Raw genomic sequence first — 14,723 nt, 5'->3', positions numbered from 1 at the left:
ACGAATATCCCGCCGGGCGGGACAGGCGGCCCGGACACCGTCGCAGAACCTGGGAAGCAGTCCGGCACCAGCCGCTCGGTGCCACGAGGAGCTGATTGCCTCTGAACGGTCCGGCACCACGGCCGGGCCCCGCCTGTTCAGGAGGACCGGATGAAGTCGACGCGTATGCGCCTGGCTCGCGCCGCCGTACCCGCCGTGGCGCTGGGTGCCCTGATGGCGACCAACGCCGGAACCGCCTCGGCGGCGACCACCTGGTGGTACAACGGCGGCCCGCACGGCAGCGGCGCCGCCGCGACCTTCCGCGAACAGGGCGACCGGCTGGAGGTGTGCGACGTCAATACCGACGGCTACCGCGCGCTGGTGGACGTCCAGACCGCCGCCGGTGCGCACGTCTACCGCGTCACCGACAGCTACAACGACAGTGAGTGCACCGTCGTGAGCGCCGTCGACGGCCGCCACAACATCGCCGAGAAATACTCCTACAAGCTGCGGGTCTGCGTGATCAAGACCGGGCAGCGCCCCTCGTACTGCAAGACCTCCGCCACCTTCTACAACAACCACTGACCGCGGCGAAGAGGGGAATGATCGCGTGGACAGCAGCGTGCTGAAGCACCCGCGGATCGCGGAGACCGTCGAGACGCTCGTGGCCGCCGGGGGAGGCCGCCTCACCTACGACGTCGGCTGCGGTGGCCGGGAGACCCTCCTCGCCGCCGGCGCGCGGCTGGCGGCCGAGACGAACGCCCCGCTGATGATCGTGGAAGCCCGCAGCCTCCAATCCGACGTCCGCGCCTTCGTCCGAGAGGTACAGCCGGAGGCGCGCAGCGCGGTCATCTCCGCCGAAGAGGCGGCCTTGCAGCCGACCGGAAGCATCAACGGCGTCCTGGCCGTGCACGCCGACATCCTGCGCGACGCCGACGTGCGCAAGCCGCTGCTCGCGATGGCCCACAGCGCCGACCACCTCCTCGTGGCGCGCCACGACTACAGCGACACCACCCTCGACGCCCTCGCCACCCCCGGCCTCGTCCTTCGACTCCGTGACCTGATGCCTTCAGCTCTCCGTCCGGCGCCGACTACCCTGACGCCCCCGCCGATGGACATGAGCGTGGCCCTGCGCCTGGTCCGGCAGGCCAACCGTGACGTCCTGTCCGACCAGGACATCGCAGTCTTCGACGAGATGGCCGAGGTGCTGAAGAGGGCGGATCCCGCCGAGGTCAGACAGCGCGTCGGCGAACTCCGCAGCAAGTACGAGGCGACCATCGAGCCGGCTCGCCAGCGCCGAGCCGCGACCGTGCCCACCGATCCGTCACGGACACCCCGAGACCACGGCCAAGAGCAGTCCGCCGCACACCAGCAGCACCGGTCCCAGGAGATCGGCCGCACCTAGTCACCTGTCCGGACCGGCTCACGGCAAGGAAGACCGAGCCGCCAGCCGGATCGCGCCCAAGAGAACCCGAGAAGGCCCCACATGACCGATGCGATCGACCACCCCGAGGCGGCACAGCTCATCGACTCGCTGGTGGCCTCCGGCGGAGGCCACGTCACCTACGATTTCGGAGCCCCCGGCCGGCAGATCGCGGTCGCCGCGGGAGCGCACCTGGCCGCCCGCACGGGCATGCCGCTGACAGTGATCGACTTCCGCCACCTGCTGCCCCAGATCCGTACCACCGTCACCGAGCTGCACCCGGACCTCGCCTGTACTCCCATGTCCGCCGACGAGGCGGTCCAGCATCCCGAACGCAACACCGGCGGCGTCCTGGTCGTGCACGCCGACCTCCTGCACGACCCCGGCACTCGCGAGGCACTCCTTGCGCGGACCGCCACAGCCGACCGTCTCATCGTCGCCAGCCGCGCCGACGACGCATCCGCGCTCCACACCCTTCCCGGCCCCCGCTTCGCCGTGAGCGCCCGCGCCCCGATACCGCCCGCCCCCCCCAACGCCTCGGGCCTCGGCATCCACACACGATCCGAGGCCACCATCGGCACGTCGTACCCGCACTGGCTTGCCGAGATGCGGGAGCGCAAAGAGCGCCTCATCCGACAGATCAAGCAGGGAGCACCGGGTGCACACGACCCGGTGGGCTTCGAGGAGTTCGACGTCAGCTCCGAGGAGCTCACCGAGGCGGTGCAGAACGCGGACCCCGACGAACTCCGGCGTCGCATCGCACGAATCCAGGAACAGCACAGGCGGCGGGCCGTCCCTCCCGCCCCGGATGCGACGCAGCCGCCCACCCGCGACCACGGTCAAGGCCAGGCGCACGCCGCTACACAGCATCAGCAGGGCTCCCGGGGCGTCAGCCCCACGTAGAGACGCTGTCCGACGCGGAGTAGCTGATGCCGAGTTGCCATAGGCACCGACGGGACTAGATCACAGCCAGCTCCACAGGTGGTCGCTCATGTACTGCTCCTCGCCTGCCACCAGCCGCGAGGTCAGGCCCTCCATCCAGTGGCGGCTCAGGTCGATGACCTCGGTCAACTCCTGCGAAACATACAGGCGTCTGCGGGGGTGTCGCCCGGATGCTGCCCACGCACCTGTCCGAAAGCCGCCCCCGCACCACACCGACACCCGTACGAGCCCCCACCGCCCAGCCCGCCGGTACCTGTACCGCTGCCGCGCGGAGGGCAATTACCCCCCAGACCGCACCACCTCTCCCGCCAGGCGGGACACCCACGACCAGCCCGCCACCGGCCAACCCGCCCGCGCCCACACTCAACCCATGACCCCCTGGACAGCCCCCGGCGTGCCTTCCGGCGGAGAGGAGCCACACTCAGTGACCGGTAACCTGCTCACGTCCGCCCACGCCGCGCATTCCGCGTGACTGCCGCCCTCCCGTCCCGGAGGAACCCCCGCGTGCCGGACACCGCCACCTCCTGCCGCAGTGCCAGCCCCCCGCTGCCCGGCAGGAACCCCTACTGGGAACTGGTCGAACGACTGCCATGGGAATCAGACGGCGACGGCAGCCCACCCCAGCCCTATGCCCGCGACCGCCGCACTCACTGCGCGCACTACAGCTGGGCCATCCCCACCCCCTCCACGCTGCGGTGGATCCGCCAGGCAGTCTCCCGGCCCGTCCTGGAGGTAGGCGCCGGCGGCGGCTACTGGGCCAGACAACTCCAGCAACTGGGCATGGACGTCCTGCCGACCGACGCCGTCGCCCGCATCGGAGGCTGGACACCGGTAAGACTGTGTGACGCCGAACAGGCGGCAGCCACCCACCCCAACCGCACCCTGATGCTCTGCTGGCCGCCCTCGGTAAACGAGATGGCAGCCCGCGCATTGACCGCCTACCGCGGTCCGGAAGTCCTCTACATCGGCGAACCCGCCGGAAACAGCTGCGCCACCGACGCCTTCTTCACCACGCTGGACCGACAGTGGACGCCCGTGGCACACCCCACCGGCCACATCAACTGGTGGGGCACCCACGACACCGTGACGCTCTACCACCGCCGCCCCTCACCCCGCCCGGAGGCAAGATGACCCGCCTGCGTGTGGACCTCCTGGTAGCAGAGGACCCGCCCCAGGACGGCGTGGCGCAACTGCTGGACGCGCACCACCGCCTCGGGCACCACACCCGCCTCATCCACCTGACCAGAAAACCCTCCAGCCACCGAAACGGCCCGGCGCCAGCTCAGCGGCCAGCTGATGTGGCGCACTCGCGTGCCTCATCCCTGTGGGCCCTCCCCCTACAACGCCAGATGGAAGACGAGGGCCTGCTCATCGTCAACACCACCGACGCCCAGCGCGTCGGCCGCGACAAGCAACTGTGCGCCCAACTACTAGCTGCCGCCGACGTGGCGACGCTCCCCGCTGTACTGACCTCTTCCGACACCACCGCAGCCTCTGTGGTCGAGCAACTGGGCGATGACGTGGTGATCAAACCGCTTACCGGACACAGTGGCCACGGGATCACTCGGGCCCACGGCCTAGAAACGATCACCCGCGCCCTCGCCCGCGCCAACGGCCCTCGCCTGGTGCAACCCTTCGCCGACACCGGCGGCCAGGACCTGCGACTGGTCGTCATCGGTGACCAGGTGGCCGCCGCCTACCGGCGCACCGCTCCACCAGGAGACTTCCGCACCAACAGCGCCCTGCCCGGCGCCCGCATGGAAACCTGCATCCCCCCAGCCGAGACGATCGGCCTGGCACGCAGCGCCGCCCGCGCCTGCGGACTCGACATCGCCGGCATCGACATCAGCATCACCAACCGATACGGCCCCGCTGTCCTGGAAGCCAACACCAACTCCGGTATCGCCCAAGGCCTGCCCACACTTACCGGCCGCGACCTTGCCACCGAAATGGCTCGCCACGTCGCCACCCTGGCCGTCAACAGACGCCCACCGACCGGATGACACGGCCGACCTCCCACCAACAGATCGGCAACACCAGTCGCCGACGACCTGCCCCACTCGGCGACGGCAGGAAGCCGACCCGAAACACGAGACCTGCAGAACCGATGCCCTCGTGACCAGCTGGTGTTCACACCGCCGCACCAGGCACTCACCGCTACTGGCTCAACGCCTCTCCCGCCCCCGGGACCGCCCCCGCACCGCGACGCACCACCTCTCCCGCCAGGCGGGACATCCACGCCCGGCCCGCCACCGGACAACCCACGCGCGTCCACACTCAGCCCATGCCCCTGGACAGCCTTGCCGGACCTTCCGGCGGGAGAGGAGCCACGTCCCCTGGTGACCGATACCGCCCCGCCATGTCCCGCGTGCACTTCGCCGCGCACCACGCAGACCATCGACATCACCACCGGGGGCCGCGACCAGATGTGCGCCACCTGTGGCCACCACTGGTACCCAGCCCCACTGCACTCGGCCCTGCCCGTCTGCTGCGGGCACACCGTCCAGTCTCACCCTCGCCCCCGCACTCCAGGCAGCATCCTGCGTTGCCAGACATGCCACCAGACCCTGGTGCTGCACCGTAGCTGGCGCCTGCGCGACGACGACTCGGCACAGACCTACTAGCCTCCGCCACACCACCCATCAGGAGCTCTCCTACCGTGACCACCCTCGCCTCCTCGCCCAGCCCCGCCGACCTTCCTCCCACCCAGGCCCCCGACCTGAACGCAGGCACCCACACCAGCCGCCTGGCCCAACAGCGCATCCTGACCGACCCCCACGACACCGACGCCTGGCGCACCCTGACCACCACCTACGCCGACCAGGCCCCCATCTGGAAAGCATGGTCTGGGACCCAGCACGGCTATGACTGGCCGGTGCGCGCCGGACTGGCCCGCACCCGCCCCGCCCCCTGGGCACTGGAACTGTGCTGCGGCACCGGCGAGGCCACCACCGCCCTGGCCCAGGCAATTCCCGCCGTAGTCGCCACCGATATCAACACCGAGATGCTCACCCGCTGCGGCGACCTGACTGGTGTGCGGTGGCGCAACGCCGACGTGCGCTTCCTGCCGTACGCAGACCACACCGTGCCCCTGGTCGTCGCCCTCAACGGAGTCTTCTTCGCGCCCGAGTTGCGGCGCGTGACCGCCAGCGCCGGACAGGTGCTGTGGTGCACCTCCTTCGGCCCCGGCACCCCCCTGTACGTCGCCCCCGAGCAACTACACCAAGCGATTGGCGCCGACTGGCACATGGCCAGCGGACAGGCCGGGCACGGCCAGTGGATTCTGCTGACCGCTCCCGCGTACTAACCTCGCGAGCCGGATGAGGCATGAACATTGTCTCGCAGAACCGGTTGGACATCACGAACCCGATCGCAGCCACAACCGACGCTACTGCGGACCACGCCTCCGACTCCCGCGTAGACGACTGCTGGTGGTGTACTCCCGGGCACATAGCGGCAGGCGCCCTGCCGACACGGGGGAATCGGCAGGGCACCGACTCCTCAGTGTTCCACCACCGCGCGGTCCGCGGGGGCCTTTCAGCCCAGTCGTCTTCCCCTAAGAGCCGACTCACCGCGCGGGTCCAGCACATAAGACCGTCGCTGAGAGCGGCGACCGCCTGGTGCAGGTACTCACCCTCCGCACAAGGGACGATCCGGTACGGGCTGCGGGCCAGTCGCTGTTCCTGCACTTCCCGGCAGGGCAGGCCCGGCTCGTCGTCGCTGTCGCCGGGCAGCAGCGGGTATATCTGGCGCAGCAGCGCTCGGGCCGTCTGCTCATCGGCCCGGCCCCCGGCAGTGAAGCGTGGCTTGGCGCACAAACCACGCTCGGCCTCCTCTGCCTCCAGCTTGGCGACGATGCGGCCGGGAGCGGCGACGACGGCCGCATACGACAGCCCGGGCAGACCCCCGTCATCCCTAGGACGAAGGCGTCAAGGCTGCCGGCCTCGCCCCTCGTTCCAAGCAGGCCACCGCCCCGCCGGCGCGTTCGAGTAGATGCGGGGCCCGGCGACTGCCCGGACGCCCACCCGGCCACCCGCAGGCGGCCTGAGGCCCCCTCGCCTGCCGCTGCCCCAACCCCTGACCGTCACTGATCACCGTTGTCGCGGGACGCGTCCTGGCCGCCGTCCGTACCGGGTCCGGTCGCCGTGCTTACGGGCCCGGTACGGACGCTGCGGCGCGACTGTCCGCTGCCCTGGCGGCTGGCCCGCCCCTGCCTGAGCCTTCTATCTTCTGGCCCTGCGGTGGTGGACCCGGCGGGCCGCACAAAGGTGCGGCCCGCCGCCGTCCCCCCACGGAACGCTGCGGCAGGCCGCACCCCGCCCCCTCCTCGCGCCGCGCCCGGGCACCACACGCGGACCGGCGCAGAGGCGGGCTATTCGAAGGCCGCCCGCGGCGTGGAGGGACGGCCTTGGGGACATCAGTCGTAGCAGGAGGGGTACTCCGGCAGGCAGGTGCGGACCGGCTCGTTGATGTAGCGGGTGGCGACCCAGCCGTATCGGCCGCTGTTGGCGCCGGAGGTGGCCTTCAGGTAGGACCAGGAGCCGCCGGAGGCGGTGCAGTACACGTACACGTCGGTGTTCCGGTAGAGGAGCCCCTTGGAGGTGTAGCCGGTGGACGGGCCGCTGCGCAGGTGGACGGCCGAGGCGGTGATGTCGCCGCTGTAGTTGGCGATGTTCTTGGTGCAGGCCGAGGAGCCGACCGCGGCGGCCGACGGTGCCATGGCGACCGCGCCGCCGGTGAGCAGGGCCACGGTGGCGGCGCCGGTGGCGGCGCGGCGCAGGAGGGTTCGCATGCAGAGTTCTCCGTTCGCAGGTGAGATCGCTGACCTGGTGCGTATCTGCAGCCTGAGGCCGCGACCGGGGCCACTTACGGGAACGGGCGCGAAGATGCCAAGGGGTGGGATGCGGGATGCGGGCTCGGTCCGGGAGGCGGGAGGAGGCCTCAGCGCCCGCACAGCACTCTCGAGGGGGAACAGCCGGCCCTTTGGCGGCTCGGCCAGGGTGTGTTCGGGTGGACCGGGGCGGTTGTCGGCCTCAAGACGCCTTGGCCGTTGGGCTTGTGTGAAGGGGGGCGGGCTGCCGGGCCGGTGGACGACGGCGTGCGTCGTCGTTGGCCGAACTGCTGGAGGTGCTGGGCGGCCCTAGCGCCTTGCAGCACCGGCCTTGCGTGAGAGGCGACAGCGCCCGTCCCGGGTCGTCCTCGTCGGAACCGAACCGGATCAGGGCGCCGGACAGCACTGCCGCACCGCGTGCGAGCGTGTCGACGAAGGAATCAGCGAGCGCGTCGACCCGCTCGCGCCCAGCACCTTGGCCGTCGTCATAGATGCCAGAGCCGAGCCACAGGTGATCGCGGAGTTCCGTGACCCCGGCGCGAACCCAAGGCGCGCCAGGCCCTGACCGCCGGCCGCTTCGCCTGCTCGGTCGAACGCCTGACCGCCTACACCGAGGCACTGTGCAAGACGACGCACCCCGACGCCCGACGCCGCTGGCGCACCGCCGAGCCGCGCTGCGCCCCGGTGCTGCAGGAGATGGACTTCTCAGCACCCCACAACGCCCAGGCCGAACAGTGCCACGTGTTCCGGCAGGCCGCGGCCGCTGCCGAACGCGACCACCAGAACTCGCGGCAGGCCAGACAGGGGCGCCCCGCCGGACAGCACCACGGCAGAGCTCTGAACAGTGCAGGCGACACGGCTTCACAAGCCGTACGGCTGCGGTGAAGTGAGCAGATGCTCTTGTCCCGGTGCGCCGTCCCCACTCCCCGCCCCTGCCCGCAGCGGACCAGCGGCGGGACGGTCAGGGAGACGGGCGGCCCGCTTATGCCTCCGCCTGTGCGGGCCCTCCAAGATCGCAACTCGCCAAGGCACCGCTGGGCCTGCCGGGCAGGAGAGGGCATTCGCTGCTCCCGCCTCGGTATCGGGCCCTTGGCCCGTCTTCGGGATAGCTGCTCCAGTCTGTGCGCCGGGTGTCTGCCGGGAGCATGGTCCCGCAGGCCGGGAGCGGCAGCTCGCAGCATCCGGCTGTCGTCCCGCCAGGCGGAACGGCGACGCGCACGCCAGTCCTGCCCCATGCCGCCGTGGCACGCTTCCCGGCGTTCGGTAGGCGGGCGTCAGCTGCGGCAGACCTCTAGGGCGGGTGGACGATGGGCAAGGCGAGCAGGAACAAGAAGGAACGCAGGCGCAAGGACGCCCGAGGATGGGACCCCGCTGTCGCAGCGCGCGACGCCTTTCGCGACCGGAAGGCCACCATCCGGCTCCTGGAGGGCAACCCCTACGCGGCCGCCTACTTCGCCGGGGCCACCGAGCGAGTGTTCCAGGAGGCCATGTGGCAGCACATCCGTCTGGGACTGGCGCCCGCGCAGGCCTGGCACGAGACGGCTGCCTGGATGATGGGCGAAGCCGGATTCCCGCGTCCCTGGCCGCACGACACTCAGTTCATCGCCGACTACGCGGTCTTCGAACGCGAACAGCAGCTCGCACTGCTCCGCGACGGCGAGATCTGCGTGATCTCCCCGGCCGCCCACGCGGCCGTCATCGCAGCCGCGCTGACCCTGGACGCCGACGACCTGCTCACCCTCGACCGGGACACCGACATCCCCCTGCGGGCCGCGCTCGTCGTCATGCCCGAGCCGGTTGTCCTGAACCGCCACAACGGTGCTGCGGGCGACCTCAGCGTGCTCGGCTGGAGACACAGCACGATCTACGGCTCCGCCGGTCAGGAGTACGCCGCGGTCGGGGTCAGCGCGATGCTCCGCCCCGACGGCCCCATCCAGACACCCGATTGGAAGGAGTTCCTGGCCGAAGCGCAGGCCGACGGTTACCCAGCGCCCCCGTGGTTCCCCGCAGGCACCAACGGCATGCGTGCGGATGCTTCCACCAGGAGCATCTCCGCGCGCACGGAAGCGATCGAGCACATCCGGAGGCGGCACATGCTGCACAGAGACGTCGCGGACCTCCTCCGCGCCGACGACGCCCTCTGGGCGCCGGAGACAGCTCAGTGGAGCGGCGAGCCGGTCGCCGACCCCCACAACGACTTCTCCGAACGGTACCTCTTCGCGTTCTGGCGGCTCGCCGCACAAGGCATCACCGTCACTGCGGACCCGGACCCGGACCCGGACCCGCGCCACCAGCCGTCCTCCGGCAACGCCGCGTCCTTCGAGGGCTCCACGGGCATCCGTCTCGTCGACCTGCGCCGGCCCACGGAGCGTCATCCAGGGACAGATGCCGCGTCCTCCGCGCGCCACTACACCCACCGGTGGCCCGTGAAGATGCACAAGGTCAACCAGTGGTACCCCAGCATCGGCCGCCACAAGATCCGCTGGCGCGGCCCGTACATCCAGGGCCCGGCCGGCGCCCCGCTCCGGGTGAGGGAAACCGCCTACCACCTGTCCTGAACTCCCGCCCGCCGCCCGCCCGTCGAGACAGACGGGTCAGGTCAGGCTCCCGGAGACTGGGCCCGTCCTGGTCTCGGGCCTTGAATCCGAGGGACGAGTCACCCTGACAAGGAGCTTCCTATGGCCGCTCAGCCCGCTCTCCCGCCTAACGGCGACCCCTCCGCTCTGAGGCTGCATGTCGAGTACACCGCCTCGCTTGTGGACTCTCCCGCGCTGGACATCTGGCAAGTGCGGATACAGGCCGGGGAAACCTCCGTGGGCAGTCTCCGGGCCGTCCGCGGACTGTACGGGGGACCGCCCGAAGGGACGGACACGTGGAACGAAGGGTGCTCCCTCATGGACGGCACGCCCGACGCGCACTGGGTAGCCACCGACGGCCAGGAGATCCTCTTCGAGGGAAACGAGCATCTGGCCGACCTCCGCTCCCGGTTCTCCGCGCAGGGAGGACTGTGCGCCGTGGTCGCCGACCAGCTGCTGAGCGATCAAGAGGTGGGGCTGAGGGAATGGGGATCGCGCCATGTGCTCGTCTTCGACCAGCTGACGCTGTCGGCTCCCTGGAACGACCCCGCCACCGCAGCCTGCGTGATCTCCTCCGTGGCCTCCCGCGCGGCCCCCGGCGACTTCCTGCTCGTCTTCCCTGCCAGAGCGGCCCCTGCAGAGACAGACACCGCTCTCCTGGAAGCAGCAGGATGCGTGCTGTGGGCGGAGCAGTACACCGATGATCTGTACTGCCTCGACACCAAATTCGATCAAGGAGAAGGCGTCGCCGATGCGTGGGAATCGCTGCTCTCCCGTGTTCGCCACTGATCCGCGCACCGCCGGATGCCGGCTGGCCGGACGCGCACGCAGCAGGCAGGCACCGCCCCGCGCGCCCGGGGCACGGCCGGACAGCGGCGGCAGGGGCGCGGTAGGGGGAATCCCGGCCGGTGGCCGTGCCGGCAGGACGCTGTCCGCTGCGGGAACCTCGAAGCTGCTCATCGGCGTCATCAACGGCGCGCCCCTGTCGGCCTGTGGCTGTAGAACCGGTGCACTTGGTGGACGGGTAGGGCAGGCCGCGTACCGCCACCCAGCAACCCGCGCACCGTCGACGTCCCCGTCTCCTGCTTCCATGCCGCAAACACCACGATGGCGGGTCGCCGCAGGGGAGTGCCCACCCCCTACGGCGACTGCGTCCTGTTCCGGGAGCCCGGCGCGCGGCTCGGGGCCACGGCGGAGGCCGAGGCGTGGGAGCGGTGGGAGCTGACCCTGGACAGCGAGGCGATGCTGGAGGTCCAGGACGCGGCCATGCCGTGGCACGGAGTCCGGGCCAGGGCACGCAGCGGGATGCACGGCCGGCTCGACGGTGTGCCCTTCACCGCGCGGGCACAGCGCCGGGCGATGCGGCCGTCCCGCCGCGGGATACGTGTCGCCCTGGACGACGGCCGGGCTCTGGTCTTCACCGCGCACCGCCTGCACCGGCACCTGGTGCTGGAGACGGGCCGGGGCCGGGAAGTGATCGCCTCCTCCCGCGGCACACGGTGGCAGACCGGCCGGCTGGGGCGGCCGGAGACAGCACTGGTGTGCTTCACCGCCGTCTCCGGCCTCGACGCCCTCCTCGCCTCGCCCCTGCAGGGCCTGCCGCTGCCCCTCTGACCGGGCTCGGCCAGGCACACCCTGCTGCACACCCCGGGTTTGACGGCGTCTGCTGCGCCGCAGGGATGGAAAGGGAAACCACCCTCGGCCCATCTCGGCCCGACACAGCGAAGGAGAAGCCACCGTGAGTCAGGTCCGTCCGGTTGCCAACGGTCTGCGCACCGATCACCCTGTTTTGGGCCTGCCGTTCATCAACGACGAGCGGCTGCCCCTGGACAACCCGGACGCGATCGAGCGCACCGGCCGGAACCAGGGCGAAGGCCTGTGGGGCCGCACCGACTCCTTACCCGGCGGGGGCTGGGTGGCGTTCACCACCGAACCGAAGAACCCCGCCTACGCCTGGGCCGTCCACCGCCACCCCGAGCACGGCCGCACCGTGCTGCTGATCCACGACCGGGATCTGAGCTCCCTCCACCACGACTGGGTGTACGGGCGCAGCGGGTTCCTCTACCGGCACGGCGGCTACTGGTGGGACGGCACCGCCTGGCACCGGCCCGGCCAGGTACTGGACCGCGCCTTCGAGCGGTTCGATCCCCGCCCCGTCCACGACGCCGCCACCGTCACCGCCGCCGACCTCCTGGCCCGCCCCGGCACCCCCGGCAACGCCCAGATCGCGAAGATCGCCGCTTTCGCCGCTTCGGAGGAGCCGCTGCCCAACTGGCGCGACCACCTCGCCTTGTGGGCCCAGCGGCGCCCGCGGGACGCCCGGCCGCTGGAGAAGTGCGTCGTCGACCTGCGGGCCCCGGAACTCCAGCCGGCCCGCCTGGTCGGCCGGGCCGGGCTGGCGAAGATCGCCGGCATCGCCCCGGAGGACCTGCCGCACCCCCAGTACGAAGCGCAAAAGCTCCCCCCGGCCCAGGCCGAGACACCCGACGGCCCGCGCTGGTCGGAGCCCGTCGCCCGGGACTGGGCCGAGCAGCACCACAGCACGCACGGTCCCAAGGCCCTTCTGGCCGCCACCACCACCTTCGGCACCACCCAGCCCCGCGGCCTGGTCGCCGACCACAACCGTCTGACCGAGATCATCCGCCACAGCCTCGAGGACAACAGAAGCGGCAAACGACGCTCCACCTCCACCGGCAGGGGCCACCCCCGGGAGACCGCCGAGACCCTGGCCTGGTGGCCGGCGGTCGCCCTCGCCCAAGGCACCGACAGTCTCTTCCCCACCGCCGCGCTGCGCACCACGGTGATCGAGGCCGTCCTCGGCGGCCTCGCCCAGGACGTCGAAAACACCCGGGGGCGGGAGAAGGCCGAGCTCTCTTTGGGGGACATCAGACCCGACGTGGTCAAGCTCATCGACTGGTACATCCAGCGAGACCCCGGCGCCACGTCCGGACTCCTCGGCGAGATCTGCCTGCTGGCCCGCCTCCGTCTCGCCCTGCCTCCCCTGGAGGTCGGCCGTCTCATCCGGCGGTCCCTGCACCTCGACAGTGAACTGGACGGCACAACCATCAACACCCTGCTCGACCTGGCCCTGCCGCCCTCCGCGAAGAAGACCGCGGACAGCTGAGAACCGCCGGCCCGGCCATACCGACTGTTCTTGAGTTCGCTCAGGAAGAGTTCACGGGGGAGCCGGGCAGGCCTCACGGCGCGACACTGCCGGGCGAGCGCGCTTGGTAGCGTTCGTGTGACAGTCAGTGGTACCGGGGTGCGGCGTCTGGTGCGTGTCGCGTCAGCAGCCGTCAAGCAGGACATCGAAGTCCTCCATCGCACGAGCACAAGGGAGTACCTCAGTTCCATGAGAAAGGCGACCATAGCCGCGGTGTTCGCGGTGATCCTCTCTGTCGCGGGCTGTGCCGACAACGACGCCAGCGGAAACGCTGACGCCAAGCCGGCGTGGCCCCAGAGCCAGGCGCCGCAGGGAACCGACGATGGGGATCCAACGACGCGATCGATCGGCCAGACCGTGACCCTGGATGACACCGAGGGGCGCCCCATGCAGGTCACGCTCACCGGCATCGCCTACCGGGACGCATTCGCCAAGGACGAGACTCTCGCCCTGACCGGCCAATACGCCCTGGCCATCGCCTTCACCATGAAGTCCAAGACCGGCGGCATGCTCGGAGAGCAAACCGACAACCACATCAAGTGGGCGCACGGCGCGGACACGGCCGAGGGCCGGGACTACACGGACGCGCCGTGGCAGGGCTGCATCGACGCCTACACCCCCTACGCCGAGATCGAACCCAACCGTGAGTACCAGGCCATCACCGACATGAACGTGCCAACGAAGGGCGGAACTCTGATCATTGAGGACGCCTACGGTGGCGTCGCCCGCTGGCAACTCCCCGAAACGGACGCAGGCAGCGGTACCGAGCCCGCGACCAGGTACACCACCGAGAACTGCTGAACACCCTGGACACCATGGCCTGGCTTCTGGGCGAGATCCTCGCCGACTGGTCGCAGCGGGCCGCCGGGGCCGTCGCCGCCGACCGTGCGGAAGGGCACGGGCCGCCCGCCACCGCCGACGTCACCCGGGCCCTGACCCCGGTCGTGCTCTCCCTCAAGGACGGGCCGATGCGCGGCAGCCCGCCGCCCCCCTGCGCCCGCGCCCACAGGGAACCGCGGCTGCCCGTGGTCCCTGACGGCAAGAGCCGCCACGGACGGACGGACGTGGCGGTCTGGGTGCCCGGCGGACCGAACGCCGTGATCGAGACCGGCTCCGCACCGACCCCGGCTTCCGCCAAGAAGCTCCTTTTCCTCGCCCGCGATGCCGGTGCCTTCCCGCCGTGGGTCCGCTCCGGAAAAAGGGCAGCATCGAGAAGACCGACGGTGTGATGGTCCTGGACGTCCGTGGCGCCGTGCGGGGTGTGCGCGAGGCGGGAGCCCGACAGGGCCGTTGCTTACGGGGTGCCGCCGGCGCCTGATGCCGTGGCGTTCGGCATGCCGACCTTGCGGCGGTAGCGGCCCTGGGCGGCCTGCTCGGACTCCACGCCGAGCGCGGCGGCGATCTGCTTGAACGTCAGCAACGGTTTGCCGGTGCGGGTGCTGGCCGTACGGGCGGCCAGCAGCAGGGCGGCCTCCAGGTCTTCCAGGTCGTCGCGGGCGACCTGGAGCAGCGCGAGCGCGGCGGCGACGTCCTCCGCGCGGTCCTCGGGCATGTCCGTGACGCCGGCGGTCTCCCGCCAGCGCGGGTCGGAGGCGAGCAGGCGGCGGGCCTGGTGGGCGTGGACCGCGTGCAGCAGCACCGGCACCGACGCCTGCGGCGTACGGTCCCGGACCTCGGGCAGGGCGCTGGCGTAGGCCTCGGAGAGCCGGGCGAGGAGCCCGGCCTGCTCCTCGTCCATCACGTACGGGACCGGCCGGGGCGCACGGGGTGGCTTGTCGGTGTTCGTCATGCCCCTCACCCTCCCCGCAC

General features: G+C 70.9%; 14 protein-coding genes. 12 read left to right on the top strand and 2 right to left on the bottom strand.

Annotated elements, in window-relative coordinates; all coding sequences use genetic code 11:
• The first annotated feature begins 150 nt into the window (after nucleotides 1-150).
• From ACGRHY_RS26475 to ACGRHY_RS26450, 6 genes are all read left to right on the top strand, one after another.
• Nucleotides 151-564 (top strand): hypothetical protein, encoded by a 414-nt coding sequence (locus ACGRHY_RS26475; protein ID WP_394637801.1) that lies wholly within the window; start codon nucleotides 151-153, stop codon nucleotides 562-564.
• 25 nt (nucleotides 565-589) lie between these two features.
• Nucleotides 590-1,384, top strand: coding sequence for a hypothetical protein (locus ACGRHY_RS26470; protein ID WP_394637800.1), 795 nt, complete (start codon nucleotides 590-592; stop codon nucleotides 1,382-1,384).
• Nucleotides 1,385-1,465: 81 nt separating this feature from the next.
• A complete protein-coding gene (locus ACGRHY_RS26465) occupies nucleotides 1,466-2,305 on the top strand; it encodes a hypothetical protein (RefSeq protein WP_394637799.1) in 840 nt (279 codons plus the stop codon).
• A gap of 543 nt (nucleotides 2,306-2,848) precedes the next feature.
• On the top strand, nucleotides 2,849-3,475 hold the full coding sequence (locus tag ACGRHY_RS26460) for a class I SAM-dependent methyltransferase (protein ID WP_394637798.1): 627 nt from the start codon (nucleotides 2,849-2,851) through the stop codon (nucleotides 3,473-3,475).
• Nucleotides 3,472-4,347 (top strand): ATP-grasp domain-containing protein, encoded by an 876-nt coding sequence (locus ACGRHY_RS26455; protein WP_394637797.1) that lies wholly within the window; start codon nucleotides 3,472-3,474, stop codon nucleotides 4,345-4,347. Before ACGRHY_RS26460 ends, ACGRHY_RS26455 begins: the two co-directional genes overlap by 4 nt.
• Before the next feature lie 656 nt (nucleotides 4,348-5,003).
• Entirely contained in the window at nucleotides 5,004-5,651 is a 648-nt protein-coding gene (locus tag ACGRHY_RS26450) for a class I SAM-dependent methyltransferase (RefSeq protein WP_394637796.1), read from the top strand.
• Nucleotides 5,652-6,761: 1,110 nt separating this feature from the next.
• Here the strand turns inward: ACGRHY_RS26450 and ACGRHY_RS26445 are convergent.
• Nucleotides 6,762-7,136 carry an SH3 domain-containing protein gene (locus ACGRHY_RS26445; protein WP_394637795.1) on the bottom strand — a complete coding sequence of 125 codons (375 nt, stop codon included), beginning with the start codon at nucleotides 7,134-7,136 and terminating at the stop codon, nucleotides 6,762-6,764.
• A 1,346-nt stretch (nucleotides 7,137-8,482) separates the two neighbouring features.
• Between ACGRHY_RS26445 and ACGRHY_RS26440 the strand changes: the two genes are divergently transcribed.
• The 6 genes from ACGRHY_RS26440 (at nucleotide 8,483) to ACGRHY_RS26415 (ending at nucleotide 14,143) form a co-directional block, all read left to right on the top strand.
• Nucleotides 8,483-9,733 (top strand): hypothetical protein, encoded by a 1,251-nt coding sequence (locus ACGRHY_RS26440; protein WP_394637794.1) that lies wholly within the window; start codon nucleotides 8,483-8,485, stop codon nucleotides 9,731-9,733.
• A 336-nt stretch (nucleotides 9,734-10,069) separates the two neighbouring features.
• Nucleotides 10,070-10,540, top strand: a complete 471-nt coding sequence (locus ACGRHY_RS26435) for a hypothetical protein (RefSeq protein ID WP_394637793.1) — start codon at nucleotides 10,070-10,072, stop codon at nucleotides 10,538-10,540.
• 318 nt (nucleotides 10,541-10,858) lie between these two features.
• Entirely contained in the window at nucleotides 10,859-11,365 is a 507-nt protein-coding gene (locus ACGRHY_RS26430; protein WP_394637792.1) for a hypothetical protein, read from the top strand.
• Nucleotides 11,366-11,489: 124 nt separating this feature from the next.
• Nucleotides 11,490-12,875: a hypothetical protein gene (locus ACGRHY_RS26425; RefSeq protein WP_394637791.1), complete on the top strand. Its 1,386-nt coding sequence runs from the start codon at nucleotides 11,490-11,492 to the stop codon at nucleotides 12,873-12,875.
• A gap of 396 nt (nucleotides 12,876-13,271) precedes the next feature.
• Entirely contained in the window at nucleotides 13,272-13,715 is a 444-nt protein-coding gene (locus tag ACGRHY_RS26420; RefSeq protein WP_394637759.1) for a hypothetical protein, read from the top strand.
• A 14-nt stretch (nucleotides 13,716-13,729) separates the two neighbouring features.
• The gene (locus tag ACGRHY_RS26415) at nucleotides 13,730-14,143 is read left to right on the top strand and encodes a hypothetical protein (RefSeq protein WP_394637760.1); all 414 of its coding nucleotides are present in this window, start codon (nucleotides 13,730-13,732) and stop codon (nucleotides 14,141-14,143) included.
• 65 nt (nucleotides 14,144-14,208) lie between these two features.
• Here the strand turns inward: ACGRHY_RS26415 and ACGRHY_RS26410 are convergent, their stop codons facing one another.
• A complete protein-coding gene (locus ACGRHY_RS26410; protein WP_394637761.1) occupies nucleotides 14,209-14,703 on the bottom strand; it encodes a hypothetical protein in 495 nt (164 codons plus the stop codon).
• Nucleotides 14,704-14,723: the final 20 nt, after the last annotated feature.

Source organism: Streptomyces shinuiensis (genome assembly GCF_043660855.1).
Lineage (GTDB): Bacteria > Actinomycetota > Actinomycetes > Streptomycetales > Streptomycetaceae > Streptomyces.
This window is presented reverse-complemented; position numbering and strand designations above follow the sequence as displayed.